The organism is Neisseria musculi (assembly GCF_014297595.2).
Taxonomy (GTDB): Bacteria; Pseudomonadota; Gammaproteobacteria; order Burkholderiales; family Neisseriaceae; genus Neisseria; species Neisseria musculi.
Map to the genome: position 1 here is coordinate 2,401,982 of NZ_CP060414.2, position 17,964 is coordinate 2,419,945.

Below are 17,964 nucleotides of genomic sequence, written 5' to 3' on the forward strand. Positions count from 1 at the left end.
ATTGCCGTCAGCATTACCTTCCCTCCATGCGGAAGCGGCGGAGGGGCTGGTAGCAATGCCTGCACCTCGCAGCATTGCATTCGAATATCCTCCACCGATCATGCCGCCCGCTGTTGCTGCAACTGTGCTGCGAGTGGAGGCAGGTTGCCCTGTACGGTAGTAGCTAATACCGTGATTGATCCATGCGCTAACAGCGCCTCCCATTAATGCAGCAGCCACAAAGGGTAATGCCGCCCCCTCTGCTTCTTTTATTTCCTGAGGGGCAGAAGGTAAAAATAGGAGGGTATTTTTCTATAATGAATGTATCCGGTTGTAAAAAGAATCCAAATATTACTTGTCTTTTGCTTGTCTTTTTTTCCATTTTTCTATTTTTTCGGCAACCCATAAGAATATATAACCCAGAAAAAATAAGGAAATTGAAAATAAACTTAAATCTCTGACTAAGTTAATTATAAAAATGGAAGAAATACCACTGCCACGGCTTATCTGCTCTAATTATTTCCGCGATGAAATATCCCAGAAAGAATAACCCGCCTGCTATTAATGATAGGGAAAATTTACTTATTTTATTTTGACTGTATTTAGAAGATAAATATCCTAAAACAGCAGCTATTAAATCAGACATATTTCTTTTTCAAAAAAAGGGGGCGAATTAAGTATTCTCCCCCTCTCTTTCCGTTAAATTATCTACGCCATACCCGATTAGCACCATTATTGGCTATTGCGCTATTAGCCCGCCATACATTTGCTCCTGCATTTGTCAGGCTGGGGATAAACTTTGCTCCTCCGCTGGCAATGGCACCTGCGGTTCCAAACGAAGCACCGATAACAGCACCAGAGGCAATATTTCCAGCAAACTTGGCGTTATCCCATTGATAATGCCCTCGATATACACCCCAGGCATACCCAGCTCCACCAGCCAATCCTCCGATGGCACCTCCTGCAATCCATGGTGCAACCGCGCCCTCCGTTTCTTTCATCTCTTGAGCGGAGAGTTCGGCCAACTGCATCGGTTTGCCCGCTTCGGTATGGAATACTGCGGCCTCAAATGCCTGATGATCCAGGCTTTGCGCCATCAACGGCGCGGAAAGTGCTGACAAAACCAGCAAAGCAGAAAATTGTTTTTTCATTTATCACTCCCTGTTTTCTGTTACAGCGGTTGGAAAAACACCCGTTAAAACGTATGCTGCACGCCCAGTTTCAGTTCGGAACTGCCTTGCCCTGGTTGAAACGTGCCGATGCGTTTAGCGAGGCGGATTTGGAAAAGCCGTAGCCCGCGCCGAAATGGGCATAGGTGGCGGTGCTTCTCGGGGATTCCCTGCTGCCGTTCAGGCGGTCGGGCTGCGCGCTCAGCCATTGGATGCCGCCGGAGAGGCTGATGCGGTCGTTGGCGGCAAAGGCAAGGTTGGGGTTGATGAGCCAGTAGTTGCCCGCTTTGAACCTTTGGCCGCCTGAAAGGGTTTTGCCGCCGTTGGTGCGGTAGGCGGCAGTGAGAGAAAGCACAACCGGATCAATGGCTTTATAGGTGGTTGCGCCGATAAGCCACGATTTGCCCGATGAGGCTTTGCCGCGCGATTTTTCGTAAACGGCAGCTTCGGCAAAGCCGATCAGGGCAGGGTTTTTATCGTCTTTTAAAAAGGTGCGGCTGATGCCGATCGATACATCGGAAAGTGTTTGCTGCGGCTGCTTGTTTGGCTTTCGCTGTCGAAAGAGCGTTCTTCGCGCTACAGCCAGCTTGCATTGCCATAAAGATCAGTATTGCCCGTGAGGCCGTAACGCAGGCCGAGGATGGCTGCCGGCATATCGCTGTTTTTGCTGGTTTAGGCAAGCCCGGTGGGTATGGGGATAAACGATGCCGCTGAGGTTTGGATAAACACGGGGGCGGAAAGCTCGGGGAGGCTGCTTTCGCTGTTGATATAGCCGATCGAGGCATCGAGTTTGAGTTTGCCTTTGTCGGTGGTGATGTTTTCTATGCTGAGCGGCAGGTCGGCAAAGGCACAGAGCGGTGTGGCGGCGGCCAGTAGGAAAAATTTGCGGATATTCATGACCAGTTTGGGTGTTTTAAGCGGATTGGGTGATGATAGCCGACAATAAGAAAAAATACATCCGAAACGGGTGTAAAACCGCCGCCCTTGAAACCGGGGCGATGGGAAAACTGCGCTTTTCCATAGATTGGGCAGCGCAAAGGCCGTCTGAAAACCTTTCAGAGGCCTTTGCGCTGCGGGTAAGGTGTTTTTCCGAATGATACCGCCGAAATCACTCAAACAGTTTGCCCTGCGCCAGCAGGGTTTTGACCGGCGCGAAGCTGCGGCGGTGTTCGGGCAACACGCCGAATTCGGCGAGGGCGGCAAGGTGGGCGGCGGTGCCGTAGCCTTTGTGTTTGTCGAAACCGTATTGCGGATAACGTTCGGCCAGGGCATACATTTCGGCATCGCGCGCGGTTTTGGCGAGCACGGAGGCGGCGGAGATTTCGGTGATTCTGCAATCGCCTTTCACCACGGCTTCGGCGGCAATGCCCAAATTTTTCGGCACGCGGTTGCCGTCTATCAGCACTTTCTGCGGCGGCACGGCCAAGCCCTGCACGGCGCGGGTCATCGCAAGCAGGGTGGCGTGCAGGATATTGAGGGTGTCGATTTCACGCACATCGGCGCAGGCCACGCTCCAGGCAACGGCCTGTGCTTTGATTTGTGCGGCCAATTCGTTACGCTTGTTTTCGCTGAGTTGTTTGGAATCGGTGAGACTGGGCAGGTGATGGCCGGGCGGCAGGATTACGGCGGCGGCAAACACACTGCCTGCCAGCGGGCCGCGCCCGGCTTCATCAACGCCGGCGGTGATAAGGGGGTTTATGGGTTGGCTTTTCAGACGGCCTCCGGTTTGGCTTCGGCCACGGCGGCAACGCCCGCTTCGGCCAGCACGGCGCTTGCGGCGAGTGCATCGGTGTTTTTGCGCAGCAGCCGGTGCAGGTTGAGAAAATCCTGCTGCAGGGCGGCAACATCTTGCGGCGATTCATACCATTCGGCCACGGCGGCGGCCAGTTTGGCGGGGGCGGCATCGTCTTGCAGCAGCTCGGGCACGGCACCTTTGCCGAGCAGGATATTGGGCAGCCCCACATGGGGCACCTTGATTTTGCGTTTCACATAGGCATAGGTGAGTGGCGAGATTTTATAGCTGATTACCATAGGCCGTTTGCACAGCGCCACTTCCAGCGTGGCGGTGCCGCTGGTAACCAGCACCACATCGGCGGCAGTGCAGGCCAAATCGGCGTGCGCGCTCATCAGTTGCACGGGCAGGCCGATAAATTCACTTTGGTGCAGAATCGAAACCAAGCGGCTGCGGGTGGCCACGGTGGCCACGGGCAGCAGAAAGCGGGCGGAAGGATAGCGTTGCAGCAGCAGGCGGGCGGTGCGGAAGAATATCGGTGCCATATAATCGACCTCGCTCACGCGGCTGCCGGGCATCAGGCAGAACACCGTTTCCCACGGCTCGATTTTCATGTGCCGGCGCGCGGCGTTGCGGTCGGCATCGAGCGGCAGGGTTTGCGCCATCGGGTGGCCGACAAACTCGGCCTGCCCGCCCGCCTCCCGATAAAGCGGCGGCTCCATCGGAAACAGACACAGCACACGGTTGACTTGTTCCACAATGGTATCGACCCGTTCGCGCCGCCACGCCCACACCGAGGGGCTGACATAGTGCACAGTGGGAATGCCTGCTTTTTTGAGTTTTCCGGCCACGCCGAGGTTGAAATCGGGCGCGTCTATGCCCACAAACACATCGGGGCGGATGCGTTTCAGGCTGCGCACCAGGCCGTGGCGGATTCTCAAAATTTCGGGCAGGCGCCGCACCACTTCGGCAAAGCCGCGCACGGCCAGTTTTTCTTGGTCGTAGAGGCTGCGGAAGCCTTTTGCCAGCATACGCGGCCCGCCGATGCCGACAAACTCGGCCTGCGGGCAGCGTTGCCTGAGAGCGGCCATCAGGTGTTCGCCGAGCAGGTCGCCGGAGGCTTCGCCGGCACACAGCGCAATAACGGGCGGCCGGTTGGCGGGCGGTTGGTGGGAAGTCATAAATAAAACAATGAAATATAAGCCAAGCCGTATTGTAGCGAAATTTATCGGGGCACCGTGGTATTTTGCCCCAGCGGTAGGCCTGCTTGATAAGAGACAGCCTGCCGAACGTTTCAGACGGCCTGAAACACCGGCCGAAGCCGGGCGGGTTTCCAAATGGCACCAGAGAGCAGTGTTTCCGTGTTTCAGCGCGGTTTCGGATAAAACCGAACCTCGCTCTCTCCGGCGGGAAGCTGCCGCCTTTTAACCGCATGGCCATACACAGTTTCGAGCGCGGCGTTGAGGGTTTCGCCTGCGGCAAACATCTGATTGACGGCAGCGCGGGCAGCAGCTTCATCACTGAAATCCAGCGAAGCCCACAGACCGAGGGTTTCCATATCCTGCCAAAACGTTTCGGGGCGGCGGTAGGCCAGCTCGAGTTTGGCGGTGTCCATCACCGGATCGTAAAAGCCGTGGTGGAACAGCATATCGCCCAAATCGTGCATATCGAAGAGCATCGGCGCGTTCACGGTGATGCCCGCCTCATTCAGACGGCCGGTCAAGCCGCTTAGGCTGCCGATACCGAAATGGGTGAAAAACAGCAGGCCGTCAGGTTTGAGCGCGCGCGCCCAGCTCTCAAAAACCGGCACAGGGCGGCTCGCAGTGATCAGCCCCAGATTGGACCACAGCATATCGGCTACCGCCTCCGGCAGCGGTTCGGCCAAGCTGCGGCAGTATTGCGGCACAGCCTTGCCGGTGAGTTTCTGCCACAGCCCGGTTTGGCGCACGGCGGCGGCTTCCTGCAGAAAAGCAGCGCGCGGGTCGTATTCGGCAAACGCGGCTTGGGGGTAGCGTGCGGCGAGCAGGCGGCGGCTTTCATCGGCATCGGCGCCCGCCAAAACGATTTGCTTGGGCACACTGCGCAGCAGTTGCAGGCGTTGGTCGGTGTTGTGGGCAAGCAGGCGGTGGACAGCCCAGCGGTCGGATCTGTTCATGATTTATCGGCAGGGGCGGCAAAAGTTTCAGGCCGTCTGAACATTTTTCAGACGGCCGAATAACAGGCCGTGTTTGAAAACCACTATTTTACCCGAAACCCCGGGAGGTGGCTTGGCGGTAAAGTTTGGCAGTCCTGTTTATTCGGGCTTCACGGAAGCTTTCACCCAAGCCAGGCTTTCGCGCACGATTTTGCGCGGGTAATCCATGGCTTTTTCATCGCAATCGTCAATGCCCGAATAAATCTGCAGGGTTTTATCGTGCCCCCATTGTTTGTCGGCCAGCCAGCGTGCCCGTTTGAGGTGGTAGTCGGCGCTGACAATCACCACGCTGCTGTTGTTGGAGAGCGGAATCGAGCTGAACAGAATGTTTTCATAAGTGTTTTCCGATTTGCCTTCAATGGCGATGCGTGATTCGGGCACGCCCAGCTCAACGGCGATGGCCTTCATATGGCGGGCTTCGTTGCTGCCGTCGCTGTCGTTGCCGCCGCTTACCACCAGTTTGGGGACTTTGCCGGCGTGGTAGAGATCGGCGGCGGCGGCCACGCGCGAGCGCAGGCAGGGGTTGGGGAGGCCGTTTTTATTGACGGCGTTGCCCAACACCAGTGCGGCATCGGCAGGCCGGATGTCTTCGATGGTGATGCGGCGGGCAGATACTGCCGACAGATACACCCAAATCAGCAGTAAAAACCAGCATAAGGCCAGCATCGCGGGCAGATAGAGCAGCATATGGCGTTTTTTATTCATATTGTTTTCAGTGGTTGTGTGGCAGGGTTTGTTATCGTGAACCCGCTTTATCTCCGTTGCGGCGTTGCTGCGCTTTGGTTCAAAGTGAAGGGTTCTGCCGGCTCGGGCGGCTGCGGAGCCGCATTGCCGGCGGTTTGCCGCCGGATGCCGGGCATAAGGCGGATTTGCGGTACCGGCGCGCGTGCTGCAAATATTGTTCAGGCGGCCGCAGGCCGGTGTGGCGGATTTCATTTTCACTGAAGCTGAAATCAGGCGGTTGGTGCCGCACCGGCTTGAATGGAATCTGCCGCGTCCGGCAAACCTCACTTTACCGAAAGTTGCGGCGGCCTGAAGGCAACAAACCAAAATTTATGTAAAAAATAATCTGAAAACAGCAGAGGCGGGCAATAAAATTGCCGAACGGAATAAAATGGGGTGTGCGCGGTTGGCAAACGGTTGGAAATCAGGGCAGATACCGGTGAATTATGCTGCCGCATAAAAACGGCACCCTGAAAATCGGGCGGTGCCCGGCTTTCGGGGTGCCGTTTATCGCGGCGGATTCTTTATTGTTGTCCGAACAGGCTCTCTGCTTCTTTTATGGCATCCGCCATGCCCTTTTTCAAAATATCGCGGGCATTTTTCAAACTGTTGTGCACCGCTTTTGGAACAGCGGTGCCATCGTCTCCCAAACCGGCCGCGCGGGTGCTCAAATCGGCCTTGCGCTTTTCAATATCGGTTGAAAGCTGTTTGCGGTATGGCTGCAAGGCTTCGCGGATATGGGGCGGTTGTTTGGCAGCCCATTCGTCAAGCTCGGCCACATAGGCCTGATAAGCGCGTTAAAAGCATTTTTGTAGTCGCCAACGGTTTGAACGGCTTCGATTTCGCGGTCGGTTAGATAGGCGGTTGCCGGTTTTTTCAAGGCAGGGGCGGCAGCGGCCGGCTCCGCCGCAAAAAACTGTCCGGCAGCAGGGCTTTTTGGGCCGCTGCTGCAGGCGGCCGATAGCCACAATGCCAGCAGGGTGCAAACAGGCAGGTATGGCTTTTTCATCAACGGGCTTCCTTTCTTTTTCTGCTTTCGGTATAAAATATAATTATATGGCATTTGCGCAATGGATAAGCGCGCCCGCTGCCGATTTCCCGAACGGGGAAGAAAATCATAGCGAATGGAAGCCCTGATGATGAATTCTGTTTTATCTGCCCTAACCGACCGCCTGAGCGAACGCTCTCAGACCGTAACTTGCGCCGAATCGTGCACCGGCGGCCTGCTCGCGGCCGAGCTGACCCGCCTGCCGGGCAGTTCGGCGTGGTTTCATACCGGCTTTATCACCTACAGCAACGAAGCCAAACAGCAGCTTTTGGGCGTGAAAAGCAACACGCTGGATTTTTACGGCGCGGTGAGTGAAGAAACCGTGCGTGAAATGGCACTGGGCGCGCTGATTGCCGCCAGAGCCGATTATGCGGTGAGTATTTCCGGCGTTGCCGGGCCCGGCGGCGGCAGTGAAGACAAACCTGTCGGCACGGTGTGGTTCGGGCTGGCCGCCAAGCAGCGTATTTGGGCGCAGAGCGTGTTGTTTGAAGGCGGCCGCGACAGTATACGCGGGCAGGCCGTGAAGTTTGCGTTGGAATTTTTAAACAGCAAAACGCAAGAGGCGGGCGGCAAACCGTGAAACGCAGAACGGTTCGGGTGGGGCGCAAGGCCGGGCAGGAAGAGCGGCGGTGGGCTGCCTCCTCTGCTGTTTGGGCGGCCTGCAAAACCGTTATCTTCGGGCTGAGGCGCAAGCAACGCTTCACAAGCAACGCGCCAATGGAGCATGAGGGGTGTTTTCAAGCCGGGAGCAAGGTGGCAGATGGCGCAGGCAGGTTGGCTGATACTGTATTGTTTTCAAGTGGGCAGCGGTAACGGTTGGGCTTGCTGTCGGCCGGCTCCATGATTTATGGCAGCGGCTGCCGCCCGATTTGCAGGCTCCGGCAAGATTCAGGCCGTCTGAAAATGCTTTCAGACGGCCTGATGCTTGTGTGCGGTTTAAAAAACAAGACATTGATTTTTAGAGTTTACTTGCTGTTATTCCCACGGCGGCGGGCTTGATGATTTATGGCAGCGGCCGCCGCCCGATTTGCAGGTTTCGGTAAGATTCAGGCCGTCTGAAAATGTTTTCAGACGGCTTTGAGGCATGTCTGCAATATTTTAAAATTTTTCAAGCCTGCAAACGCCTGCATCGGGCTGCCGGGTCAATAACGGTAGGCCTGCAGTTTGCGTTTGATTTCGGGCAGTGCTGCCTGCGCTGCCTGTTCGCCGAGTTTGATGGCCTGCGTTTTCTGGTCGAAACCGCCCACTGCGCCCAAGTGCTGCACCTGCGGTTTGATCACGATATCGGCTTTGGCCAGCTCGTTGTGCAGCGCGGCGGTGCTCATGATGTTGAGGCTTTGGTCGAGATAGGCGAAAAAGCCTGCTCCCGACAGTTTGGCGGGTTTGGCGGAAATATCCACCGCAATCACAAAGTTTGCCCCCATGTTTTTGGCGGCACCCACCGGCACGGGAGCCGACAGCCCGCCATCGACATAACGTCTGCCGCCGATAACGGCGGGCTGGAATACGTTGGGAATGCTCACCGAAGCGCGCACGGCCTGGCCGGTGTTGCCGTGGTTGAAGGCTACCATTCTGCCGCTCTCCAAATCGGTGGCAACGGCGGCGAATTTAAGCGGCAGCGCCTGCAGAGGGCGGTTGCCGATTTTGCGGTTGATGTAGTCCTGCAACTTTTGCCCGCGGATAAAGCCGGTGGTGGAAACGGTTAAATCGACCAAATCGGTTTTGCTCAAAATTTCGGCTTCCAACTCCAGCCGGTCGGGCGACATCCCGCCCGCATACAGGCTGCCCACAATTGCCCCCGCGCTGGTGCCGCTCACCAGGTTCACGGGGATATTGTTGGCTTTCAAAACCTTAATCACGCCGATATGGGCAAAGCCTTTCGATGCGCCGCCGCCGAGCGCCAAGCCGATAACGGCTTGCGGTTTGGCTTGCGCAACGGGCGGTTGGGCAGGCTTTCGGGCGGTTGAAACGGGCTTTTGCGGGGTGCCGCAGGCGGCCAGCAGCAGGACGACGAGGGCAGGCAGGAAGATGCGGGCTTTCATGGCAGTGAGACGGGGTTGTTAAAAGACGCATGATTATAACGGGTTGTGCGTATCGACATATAGTAAAAATGTTGGGGCGGGATAAATCGGCCGTCTGAAAACGCAGTTTCCGGCAGGAAGCCGGTTTTTGCGCAGCGAAAACGCAGCCTTCAAGTGTTGGGGCGGAACGGATTCGGCCGTCTGAACAGGGCAGTGCGCGAATACCGCACTGCCTGTTTTCAGACGGCCTGCGGCGTTGCAGCCCGATTTTGAAAACCGTTATGCCGATATAAAAGGCATATGCTTTTCTATAAAAACGGCCGCCCTACTATTGATGTATAATCGCAGCCTTGAATTTTCTGCTGTTTGTTACAGGATTTCCGATGATGATCAACCCCATTTCCGCTCTTTCCCCGCTTGACGGCCGCTACGCCGGGTCTGTTGAAACGCTGCGCCCGGTTTTTTCGGAATACGGCCTGATGAAGGCGCGTGTGAAAGTCGAACTTAACTGGCTCAAAGCATTGGCTGCCGAGCCGAAAATCACCGAAGTGCCTGCGTTCGGCAGCTTTACCGTGGCCGAAATCGACCGTGTGGCCGAAGATTTTTCATTGGAAGACGCTGCAGAGGTGAAAGCCATCGAAGCCACCACCAACCATGATGTAAAAGCCGTTGAATACTGGCTGAAACAACGCTTTGCCGGTGTGCCCGAAGTGGCCGCCGTCAGTGAGTTTATCCATTTCGCCTGCACCAGCGAAGACATCAACAACCTTTCCCATGCGCTGATGCTGGCCGAAGCGCGCGAAACCGTGCTGCTGCCCAAGTTGGCCGAAATCACCGCCAAACTTACCGAAATGGCGCACAACCTGGCCGCCCTGCCGATGATGAGCCGCACCCACGGCCAGCCTGCTACCCCCACCACGCTGGGCAAAGAGACCGCCAATGTGGTGTACCGCCTGCAACGTCAGGCCAAGCAGCTGGAATCACAGCAGTTTTTGGGCAAAATCAACGGCGCGGTCGGCAACTACAATGCCCATATGGCGGCTTATCCCGATGTGGATTGGGAAGCGCATTGCCGAAAATTTGTTGAAGAATCATTGGGTTTGGCCTTCAACCCCTACACCATCCAAATCGAGCCGCATGACTATATGGCTGAGTTTTTCCAAACCCTCGGCCGCATCAACACCATATTAATCGACTTCAACCGCGATGTTTGGGGCTATATTTCGCTCGGCTATTTCAAGCAGAAAGTGAAAGCCGGCGAAGTCGGCTCTTCAACCATGCCGCACAAAGTCAATCCGATTGATTTTGAAAACTCCGAAGGCAATTTGGGCATGGCCAATGCCGTGTTAGGTTTTTTGGCCGAAAAACTGCCGGTTTCCCGCTGGCAGCGCGACCTTACCGACAGCACCGTGCTGCGCAATATGGGCGTGGGCGCGGGCTACACCGTTTTGGGTTGGGCGGCGCACCTGCGCGGCCTCGGCAAGCTCGAAGCCAACCCCGCCGCACTGACCGCCGATTTGGACGCCACTTGGGAGCTGCTGGCCGAGCCTGTCCAAACCGTGATGCGCCGCTACGGCGTAGCCAACCCGTATGAAAAACTGAAAGACCTCACCCGTGGTAAAGACGGCACCACCCCCGAAGTGTTGCGCGCATTTATCGAATCGCTGGAAATCCCCGCCGAAGCCCGGCAGCAACTGCTCGCGCTGACCCCCGCGCTGTATGTGGGCAAAGCCGAAGAGCTGGCGCGGCGGATTTAATCCCCCGTTTGCCGGCAGTGCACAAACAGGCCGTCTGAAAATATTTTCAGACGGCCTGATGTTTGATATTTGCAGCCCGGGCGGATTGAGGGGATGCCTATCGGGTGTGCTGTTGGTGGTGGGTGCGTTGTTTGTCGTTGCTGCGTTTGTTTTGCTTCTCCAACCATTTTTGCTGCTGCTCGGGAGTCAGCACTTGAAAGACGGCATGGCGTTTTTTCAGCTGCTTTAATTCGAGTTCGGCATGTTGGCGGCGTTGTGTTTCCCTATCCTGTTCGCGTAGGGAGATAAGGTTGCGTGCGGCGGCCTCATCGAAAGCGGGGGCTTGCAGCAGGTTTTGTTCGGCGGCGCGGTAATGGTCGATTTGTTGGCGGAGGGCTTCGCGGCGGTTGCTTTCGGGTTGCTGCGCACGGTTGTCGCGGCCTTCTTCCATGATGGCACGGATTTTGGTTTTTTGCTCTTCGGTGAGGTTCAAATCTTTGAAGCCGTGTGCCATGCCGCCTTTATGGAAAGATTTGGCTGAGTGCCGGTGATCGTTGCGGTCGTGTTTCGGGCCGCGGTCGGATGAGCAGGCCGCCAGCGAGAGGGCGGAAATGCCGATGAAAACGGCGGTGGAAATGGATTTTTTCATTTTTTGTCCTTCGGTTTGTTTGAGTGTAAGCGTAGAAACCCGGGGCTGTTCGGGCCGGGGGCAAAACGCGCCTGCCCTGGAAACGGCATTATCATAGCGGCTTGCATTTGTTAATGAGAGTGGCAGTTGCGTAAATTATATTCCCCGAATGTTACCGCTTGGGCGGCAACGGCGGCAGAGTGTTTTCAGACGGCCGGGAGCCGTTGCAAAATTGAAAAAAAACCTTACGAAGTTTATTGGCCGTTATCGGCTTTGCAAGCCGGCGGCGCCGATCCCGAGCAGGCAGCCGGCCAAACATTTGGCTTCCCGGCATGGGTTTGCAGCGTTTCATTTGAATTTCTGCTTTCTCAGACGGCCTGCAAAGGCTTGAGCCTGCGTATCGGCAAAGGTTTGCGGCGTTATGGGGTGGAATCTTTCATAGGCGTTACGGCGTTGTTGAGCTTGGTTTGAAGCAAACGGTTTTGGGCGGGCAACCCGAGTGGCAGCGGAACCGTTTCCGTACTCTCCTGTCTGCATGGTGCCGAAAATGCAGGGGATTGGCTGTGCGGCTGGGTTTCAGAGGGCTGTAAAACCGCCCTGTATGGTGTCAAATTATAGCCGGCCTATAACGGCGTCAGGTCTTCTGAACCGCTTCTGCGCCGGGTGCCTGCTCTGCTGCCTTGCGGGCGTTGGCGGATTAATTTTTGTGTATGTTTGCCGTTGCTGTGTTTCACCGGCTTTCGGGTTGCCCGACTGTGCGGTTTTTCAGGCAGGCGGCGAAGTGGCTGCCGTTGCCCTGCCATTGCGGCTTGGTGTGTGCGCAGGCTTCATCGGCCTGCGGGCAGCGGGTGTGGAACACGCAGCCGGAGGGCGGGTTGATAGGGCTGGGCAGGTCGCCTTCCAGCAGCTGTATGGTTTTGCTGTGTTCGGCATCGGGGTCGGGCAGCGGCACGGCCGACATCAGGGCGCGGGTGTAGGGGTGGGCGGGGCGGCCGTACACTTCGTGATAGCGGCCAAGCTCGAGTGCATGGCCCAAATACATCACCAGCACGCGGTCGGATATGTGTTTCACCACCGACAAATCGTGGGCGATAAAAATCAGCGCCAGCCCCATTTCTTTCTGCAGGGCTTTGAGCAGATTGACCACCTGCGCCTGCACGGATACATCGAGCGCCGACACGGGTTCATCGCAAATCACCAGCTTGGGCTTGAGAATCAGGGCGCGGGCGATGCCGATGCGCTGGCATTGGCCGCCTGAAAATTCGTGCGGGTAGCGGTTGATGAGGTTGGGCAGCAGCCCCACCTTCAGCATCATTTCTCTCACCTGATGCTCGGTTTCGCTTTTTTTGAGCTTGGGAAAATGGGTTTTCAGCGGCTCGGCGATGATTTCGCCTATGGTCATGCGCGGGTTGAGCGAGGCGGGCGGGTCTTGGAAAATCATTTGGATTTCGCGCCGCTTGCGGCGCAGCTCCTGCGCGGAAAGGCCGGAGAGGCTGCTGCCGCGCCACAGGACGCTGCCGCCGTTGGCCGGGGTGAGGCCGATGATGGCGCGGGCCAGGGTGGATTTGCCGCAGCCCGATTCGCCCACGATGCCCAATGTTTCGCCTTCGGCCAGGTCAAACGAGATGCCGTTTACGGCTTTGAGGGTGGCGGGTTTCTGCCAAAAGGCGGTTTTGCTGTTTCTAACATTGAAGAAAACCTGCAAATCGGATACGGATAACAGGCTCATGATTGCGCTCCCTGCAGGGTTTCAGACGGCCTGTGGCAGGCGCGGCGGCGGCCGGGGGCGAAGGTTTCCGGCTCGGGCGCGCCCAGGCAGCGTTCAAAGGCATGGCTGCAGCGTTCCCGAAACGGGCAGCCGGCGGGCAGGCTGCTCAGGTCGGGCGGGTTGCCGGCAATGGTGGGCAGGGCTTCCCGGCCGCCATCGAGACGCGGCACGGCGCCGAGCAGGCCGATGGTGTAGGGGTGGGTGGGGCGGTAGAAGATGTCGCGGACGCTGCCGTATTCCATGGTGCGGCCGGCATACATCACCAAAACATGGTCGCAGATGCCGGCCACCACGCCCAAATCGTGGGTAATCATAATAATGGTGGTGCCGAAATCGCGTTTGAGCCCGCCCAGCAGCGCCATAATCTGCGCCTGCACGGTAACATCGAGCGCGGTGGTGGGCTCATCGGCAATCAAGAGTTTGGGGCGGCACAGCAGTGCCATCGCAATCATCACGCGCTGGCGCATTCCGCCCGAAAATTCGTGGGGATACATCTGAATGCGCTTTTTGGCTTCGGGGATTTTCACCGCATCAAGCATACGCACCGACTCTGCCCATGCCTCGGCCTTGCCTGCGCCTTTGTGCAGCCGCAACACTTCGGCGAGCTGGTCGCCCACCCGCATATAGGGGTTGAGCGAAGTCATCGGGTCTTGAAAAATCATGGCGATTTGTTCGGCGCGGATTTTGTTGAGCGCTTTTTCGGGCAGGTTGAGGATTTCGCGCCCGTTAAAGCGCACCGAGCCGCAGGCGCGGCCGTTTTTGGCCAGCAGCCCCATCACGGCAAAGGCGGTTTGCGATTTGCCGGAGCCCGATTCGCCCACAATGCCCAGCGTTTCGCCTTCGTGCAGGTCGAAATGGAGTTGGTTTACGGCGGTTACCGTGCCGTCTTCGGTGTGAAAGCGCACTTCGAGATCGCGCACTTGCAGCAGCGGTGTGTTCATGATGATGGCTCCTGTTCAGACGGCCGCCGCTACACCGCGCGGCGGGGGGGGCACGGTTTGCGGCTGCCGGCAAGCGTTGGCGGCAAAGGCCGTCTGAAAATATTTCTGCATCTGAAATTTTTTGGTACTCAGCAGTCTTTCGGGTCGAGGGCATCGCGCAGGCCGTCGCCGATAAAGTTGAAGCAAAACAGCGTAACCACCAGAAAGGCGGCGGGCACCAAAAGCTGCCACGGCGCAACCTGCATGGTGTTGGCACCGTCTTGCAGCATCGCGCCCCAGCTGGTCATTGGCTCCTGCACGCCCAGGCCGAGAAAGCTCAAAAACGATTCAAACAGAATCATGCCCGGCACCAGCAGCGAGGCATACACCACCACCACACCCAACACATTGGGCACAATGTGGCGGAACACGATTCTGATATCGGAAACGCCCGCCACCTGCGCCGCTTCGATAAATTCTTTGCGCTTGAGGCTGAGGGTTTGGCCGCGCACGATGCGGGCCACATCCAGCCACGACACCATGCCGATAGCCACGAAGATAAAGCCCAGATTGCGGCCGAACAGCGTTACCAGCAGAATCACGAAAAACATAAACGGAAAAGCGTTGAGTATTTCGAGAAAGCGCATCATCAGCGCATCGGTTTTGCCGCCGAAAAAGCCGGCCACCGCGCCGTAGGCCACGCCGATCACCACGGCCACCAGCGCGCCGGCCGCGCCCACCGTCAGTGAGATGCGCCCGCCCACCGCCACGCGGGCGAGCAGGTCGCGCCCGAGCGAATCGGTGCCGAAATAGTGGCGGCTTTCCAACGAGGGCGGTGTCTGCATAAAGCCCCAATCGGTGTGGTCGTAGCCGAACGGTGCCAGTGCGGGCGCGGCCAGCACAAAAATACACACGGCCAGCAGAACCAGGCTGCCGCAGAGCGCGGCGCGGTTGCGGCGGAAACGCCGCCAGGCATCCTGCCACAGGCTGCGGCCTTTGATACCGGCGGCGGGGTCGAGGGCTGCGGCCAGCGCCCGGGCGGTTTTTTTATCGGTGAGCATGAGCGGCCTTTATCGGTTGCAGTGTGGTTTGCGGTCGTCTGAAAAGGGCGGCTTGCCGAGCGCGGGCTTCAGACGGCCTTGTGGGGTTAATAGCGTATTTTCGGGTCGATAACGGCATAAAGAATATCCACCACCGCGTTGAAGGTGATGGTGAGCACGCCCACCAGAATGGTGAGGCTCAAAACCATGCCGTAATCGCGGTTGAGTGCACCGTTTACAAACAACTGGCCGATGCCGGGCAGGCCGAAAATGGTTTCCACCACAATCGAGCCGGTGATGATGCCCACAAAAGCCGGCCCCAAATAGGAAACCACCGGCAACAGCGCGGGGCGCAGGGCGTGTTTGAGCACGATATGGCGGGCGGGCAGCCCTTTGGCGCGGGCAGTGCGGACAAACGGGCTGTTCATCACTTCAATCATCGAGCCGCGCGTAATCCTGGCGATGCCGGAAACATAGGCCATAGCCAGCGCGGCCACCGGCAGCACCATATTGGCGGCGGCACCGCCGTTCCAGCCGCCGGCGGGCAGCCATTTGAGCCAGACGGCGAAAACCAGCACCAGCAGCGGCGCTTTCACAAAGCTGGGCACCACCACGCCGGTCATGGCGGCGGCCATGGTGAGGTAGTCGGGCCAGGTGTTTTGCTTTAACGCCGCCAACACGCCCAGCGTTACCCCCAGCAGCAGCGCCGCCGCAAACGCATACAGGCCGATTTCGAGCGACACGGGAAAAGCCTGCGCTAGCAGCTCATTAACCGTGTAGTCTTTATATTTGAACGAAGGGCCGAAATCGCCTTGCGCCAACTGCTTGAGATAGTTGAGATATTGCAGCCAGATCGGGTCGTTGAGGTGATATTTGGCTTCGATGTTGGCCAATACCGCCGGCGGCAGGTTGCGCTCGCCGGTAAACGGGCTGCCCGGTGCGAGCCGCATCATGAAAAACGACACGGTAATCAGCACAAACAGCGTGGGTATGGCTTCGAGCATACGGCGGATAATGAATTTGAGCATGGGCAATCTTCGTTAGGTGTTGTGTTTGCAGCCGGTTTCAGACAGCTTTTTTGATTTATCCTGCTGTTTTTCCGTAGTTTTTTATGGTTGTTGCATCTGTGTGTGCTGCCGCCGGGCGGTGTTTCAGACGGCCGCCCAAACTCAGTGTTTCAGGATTTTCCAGTTTTTAATCTGCCAGTTGTCCATCGGGTCTTGCACCGAATAGCCGGCCACATAGGGTTTGACCAGGCGGGCATTGGTGTAATGGTAAACAAAGATGGTGGCGGCATCCTGATCCAACACGGCCTCCGCATCGCGGTAGAGTTTGGCGCGCGCTTCGGGCGACACGCCTGCGGCCAGCGTTTGGCTGATCAGGCGGTCGAACCCGGCGCTGCGGTATTTGCCGTAGTTGTTGCTGTTGTCGGATTTATAGGTGTTTAAAAACGAAGAGGCTTCGTTGTAGTCGGCGCACCAGCCGCCGCGCGCCATTTGGTGGCGTTGGTTGCGGCGGGTGTCGAGATAGGTTTTCCATTCTTGGTTTACCAGCTGCACGTTCACAAAGCCCAGCGCTTCTTTCCACAATGCGGCGGCGGCCACAGCGTTTTTCTTGTGGTTTTCGTTGGTGTTGTAGAGCAGCTCGAACGAAAGCGGCCGGGTTTCGCCATAGCCCGCTTCGGCCAGCAGTTTTTTCGCTTCTGCGATGCGCTTGGCTTTATCCCATGCCTTCCACTCGGGCGTAAACGTTGCCATGCCCTGCGCGGCGGGCGGGGTAAACTGGTAGGCCACGGTTTCGCCGCGCCCGACCACTTTTTCCGTCAGCGTTTCGCGGTCGAGCGAAAGTTGCAGGGCTTTGCGCACTTTGGGGTTGTCAAACGGCGGCTTGGTGTGGTTGAACTCATAATAATAAGTGCACAGATAAGGGGCTGTTTTGACTTGGCTGCCCATTTCCTGCTGCAGCGGTTTGAACTGCTCGGTGGGAATATCGTTGTAGCTGACATCGATTTCGCCTGCTTTGAAGCGGCTGATGTCGGTGTGTGCCGATGAGATGGGCAGCAACACGGCGCGGTTGATGGTGGTAGCGGCATCGTCATAATAGGCACTGTTGCGCTCGAGCACGATTTGGCTGTTTACCTCCCATGCGGCGGGCTTGTAGGGGCCGTTTACCACCATATTGGCAGGCAGCGTCCATTTTTCGCCGAATGTTTCCACGGTGGCGCGGTGCACCGGCTTGGTGGATGTGTGTATCAGCACATCGGGAAAATAAGGCACCGGCTCGGTGAGGGTGATTTGCAGCGTTTTACCGTCAAGGGCTTTCACGCCCAACGTATCGGGCTTGGCTTTGCCGTTGATAACCGGCTCCGCACCGGCCACTTTCACATCGGCCAAATAGCTGGCATAGGGCGAGGCGGTGGCGGGATCGGCCACGCGGCGCATACTGTACACAAAATCTTCGGCAGAAACCGGGTCGCCGTTGCTCCATTTTGCATCGCGCAGTTTGAACGTCCAAACTTTATTGTCGGCACTTTCCCACGATTGGGCCATGCCCGGCACGGTGTTGCCGTTGTTGTCGGTAGAAACCAGCCCCACCAGCATCTGCCGCAGAATATTGCTCTCGGGCACGCCCGATACTTTGTGGGGGTCGAGCGATTCCGGTTCGGCACCGTTGTTTACCGTGATTTCCTGCTTTTCGGCCGGCTCGGAAGACTGGGTTTGCCCGCCGGCAGAAGAGCCGCCGCCGCAGGCCGCCAGGCCGAATGCGGCCGATAAGGCCCATATCAAGGGAAGGCATCGAGAGGTGGGATAAGGCTGCATAACGTTACTCCTGTGGGCGGCAACGCCGCATGATTGGCGTGAATCCTTCGTTTCCGTTACGGCGTTGCTGCGCTTTTGCGCAAGAGAACGGTTTGCAGGCCGCCCGATACTGAAAATAAAGCGGATTCACTATAAAGATACGGTTTCGGCACTATTCTTTTCAAGAAAGTGAATAAGTGTCAAGCGG

Annotated in this window: 17 protein-coding genes and 1 pseudogene; 4 read left to right on the top strand and 14 right to left on the bottom strand. The window is 57.3% G+C overall.

All coding sequences use genetic code 11. The features are described from left to right. Window positions 1-683: 683 nt before the first annotated feature. A complete protein-coding gene (locus H7A79_RS12435; protein ID WP_187000416.1) occupies window positions 684-1,130 on the bottom strand; it encodes a hypothetical protein in 447 nt (148 codons plus the stop codon). 44 nt (window positions 1,131-1,174) lie between these two features. After that, a pseudogene (locus H7A79_RS12440) lies at window positions 1,175-2,039 on the bottom strand (meta-pathway of phenol degradation family protein). A gap of 38 nt (window positions 2,040-2,077) precedes the next feature. Between H7A79_RS12440 and H7A79_RS12445 the strand changes: the two are divergent. Continuing rightward, the gene (locus tag H7A79_RS12445; protein ID WP_353663621.1) at window positions 2,078-2,245 is read left to right on the top strand and encodes a hypothetical protein; all 168 of its coding nucleotides are present in this window, start codon (window positions 2,078-2,080) and stop codon (window positions 2,243-2,245) included. 11 nt (window positions 2,246-2,256) lie between these two features. Here H7A79_RS12445 and rnhB read toward each other — a convergent pair whose 3' ends face one another. The 5 genes from rnhB to H7A79_RS12470 all read right to left on the bottom strand — a co-directional run bounded on the left by rnhB (window position 2,257) and on the right by H7A79_RS12470 (window position 6,576). Beyond that, a complete protein-coding gene (gene rnhB, locus H7A79_RS12450) occupies window positions 2,257-2,847 on the bottom strand; it encodes a ribonuclease HII (RefSeq protein ID WP_187001720.1) in 591 nt (196 codons plus the stop codon). Between the two features lie 11 nt (window positions 2,848-2,858). Continuing rightward, on the bottom strand, window positions 2,859-4,061 hold the full coding sequence (gene lpxB, locus H7A79_RS12455; protein WP_187000417.1) for a lipid-A-disaccharide synthase: 1,203 nt from the start codon (window positions 4,059-4,061) through the stop codon (window positions 2,859-2,861). A 185-nt stretch (window positions 4,062-4,246) separates the two neighbouring features. Then, the gene (locus H7A79_RS12460) at window positions 4,247-5,035 is read right to left on the bottom strand and encodes a methyltransferase domain-containing protein (RefSeq protein WP_187000418.1); all 789 of its coding nucleotides are present in this window, start codon (window positions 5,033-5,035) and stop codon (window positions 4,247-4,249) included. A gap of 138 nt (window positions 5,036-5,173) precedes the next feature. Next, window positions 5,174-5,779, bottom strand: a complete 606-nt coding sequence (locus H7A79_RS12465; protein ID WP_246407925.1) for a YdcF family protein — start codon at window positions 5,777-5,779, stop codon at window positions 5,174-5,176. A 542-nt stretch (window positions 5,780-6,321) separates the two neighbouring features. Further along, a complete protein-coding gene (locus tag H7A79_RS12470; protein ID WP_135037186.1) occupies window positions 6,322-6,576 on the bottom strand; it encodes a hypothetical protein in 255 nt (84 codons plus the stop codon). 357 nt (window positions 6,577-6,933) lie between these two features. Between H7A79_RS12470 and H7A79_RS12475 the strand changes: the two genes are divergently transcribed. Then, complete coding sequence (locus tag H7A79_RS12475) at window positions 6,934-7,425, top strand: CinA family protein (protein ID WP_377057519.1); 492 nt, start codon at window positions 6,934-6,936, stop codon at window positions 7,423-7,425. A 562-nt stretch (window positions 7,426-7,987) separates the two neighbouring features. Here the strand turns inward: H7A79_RS12475 and H7A79_RS12480 are convergent. Beyond that, on the bottom strand, window positions 7,988-8,887 hold the full coding sequence (locus H7A79_RS12480) for a patatin-like phospholipase family protein (protein WP_187000419.1): 900 nt from the start codon (window positions 8,885-8,887) through the stop codon (window positions 7,988-7,990). A gap of 365 nt (window positions 8,888-9,252) precedes the next feature. Here H7A79_RS12480 and purB point away from each other — a divergent pair, with 365 nt between their 5' ends. Beyond that, window positions 9,253-10,623 (top strand): adenylosuccinate lyase, encoded by a 1,371-nt coding sequence (gene purB, locus H7A79_RS12485; RefSeq protein WP_187001723.1) that lies wholly within the window; start codon window positions 9,253-9,255, stop codon window positions 10,621-10,623. Window positions 10,624-10,720: 97 nt separating this feature from the next. Here purB and H7A79_RS12490 read toward each other — a convergent pair whose 3' ends face one another. Beyond that, complete coding sequence (locus H7A79_RS12490; RefSeq protein WP_187000420.1) at window positions 10,721-11,251, bottom strand: Spy/CpxP family protein refolding chaperone; 531 nt, start codon at window positions 11,249-11,251, stop codon at window positions 10,721-10,723. 126 nt (window positions 11,252-11,377) lie between these two features. Between H7A79_RS12490 and H7A79_RS12495 the strand changes: the two genes are divergently transcribed. Then, window positions 11,378-11,701 (top strand): hypothetical protein, encoded by a 324-nt coding sequence (locus tag H7A79_RS12495; RefSeq protein WP_187000421.1) that lies wholly within the window; start codon window positions 11,378-11,380, stop codon window positions 11,699-11,701. A gap of 259 nt (window positions 11,702-11,960) precedes the next feature. Here H7A79_RS12495 and oppF read toward each other — a convergent pair whose 3' ends face one another. The 5 genes from oppF to H7A79_RS12520 form a co-directional block, all read right to left on the bottom strand. Further along, window positions 11,961-12,959 (bottom strand): murein tripeptide/oligopeptide ABC transporter ATP binding protein OppF, encoded by a 999-nt coding sequence (oppF, locus tag H7A79_RS12500; RefSeq protein ID WP_187000422.1) that lies wholly within the window; start codon window positions 12,957-12,959, stop codon window positions 11,961-11,963. Beyond that, on the bottom strand, window positions 12,956-13,939 hold the full coding sequence (gene oppD, locus H7A79_RS12505; protein WP_187000423.1) for an oligopeptide ABC transporter ATP-binding protein OppD: 984 nt from the start codon (window positions 13,937-13,939) through the stop codon (window positions 12,956-12,958). The genes oppF and oppD overlap by 4 nt, the downstream gene beginning before the upstream one ends. Before the next feature lie 128 nt (window positions 13,940-14,067). Continuing rightward, window positions 14,068-14,979 carry an oligopeptide ABC transporter permease OppC gene (gene oppC / locus H7A79_RS12510; RefSeq protein ID WP_135036325.1) on the bottom strand — a complete coding sequence of 304 codons (912 nt, stop codon included), beginning with the start codon at window positions 14,977-14,979 and terminating at the stop codon, window positions 14,068-14,070. A gap of 86 nt (window positions 14,980-15,065) precedes the next feature. Beyond that, window positions 15,066-15,986, bottom strand: a complete 921-nt coding sequence (oppB, locus tag H7A79_RS12515; protein WP_187000424.1) for an oligopeptide ABC transporter permease OppB — start codon at window positions 15,984-15,986, stop codon at window positions 15,066-15,068. Window positions 15,987-16,127: 141 nt separating this feature from the next. After that, the gene (locus H7A79_RS12520) at window positions 16,128-17,777 is read right to left on the bottom strand and encodes an ABC transporter substrate-binding protein (RefSeq protein WP_187000425.1); all 1,650 of its coding nucleotides are present in this window, start codon (window positions 17,775-17,777) and stop codon (window positions 16,128-16,130) included. Window positions 17,778-17,964: the final 187 nt, after the last annotated feature.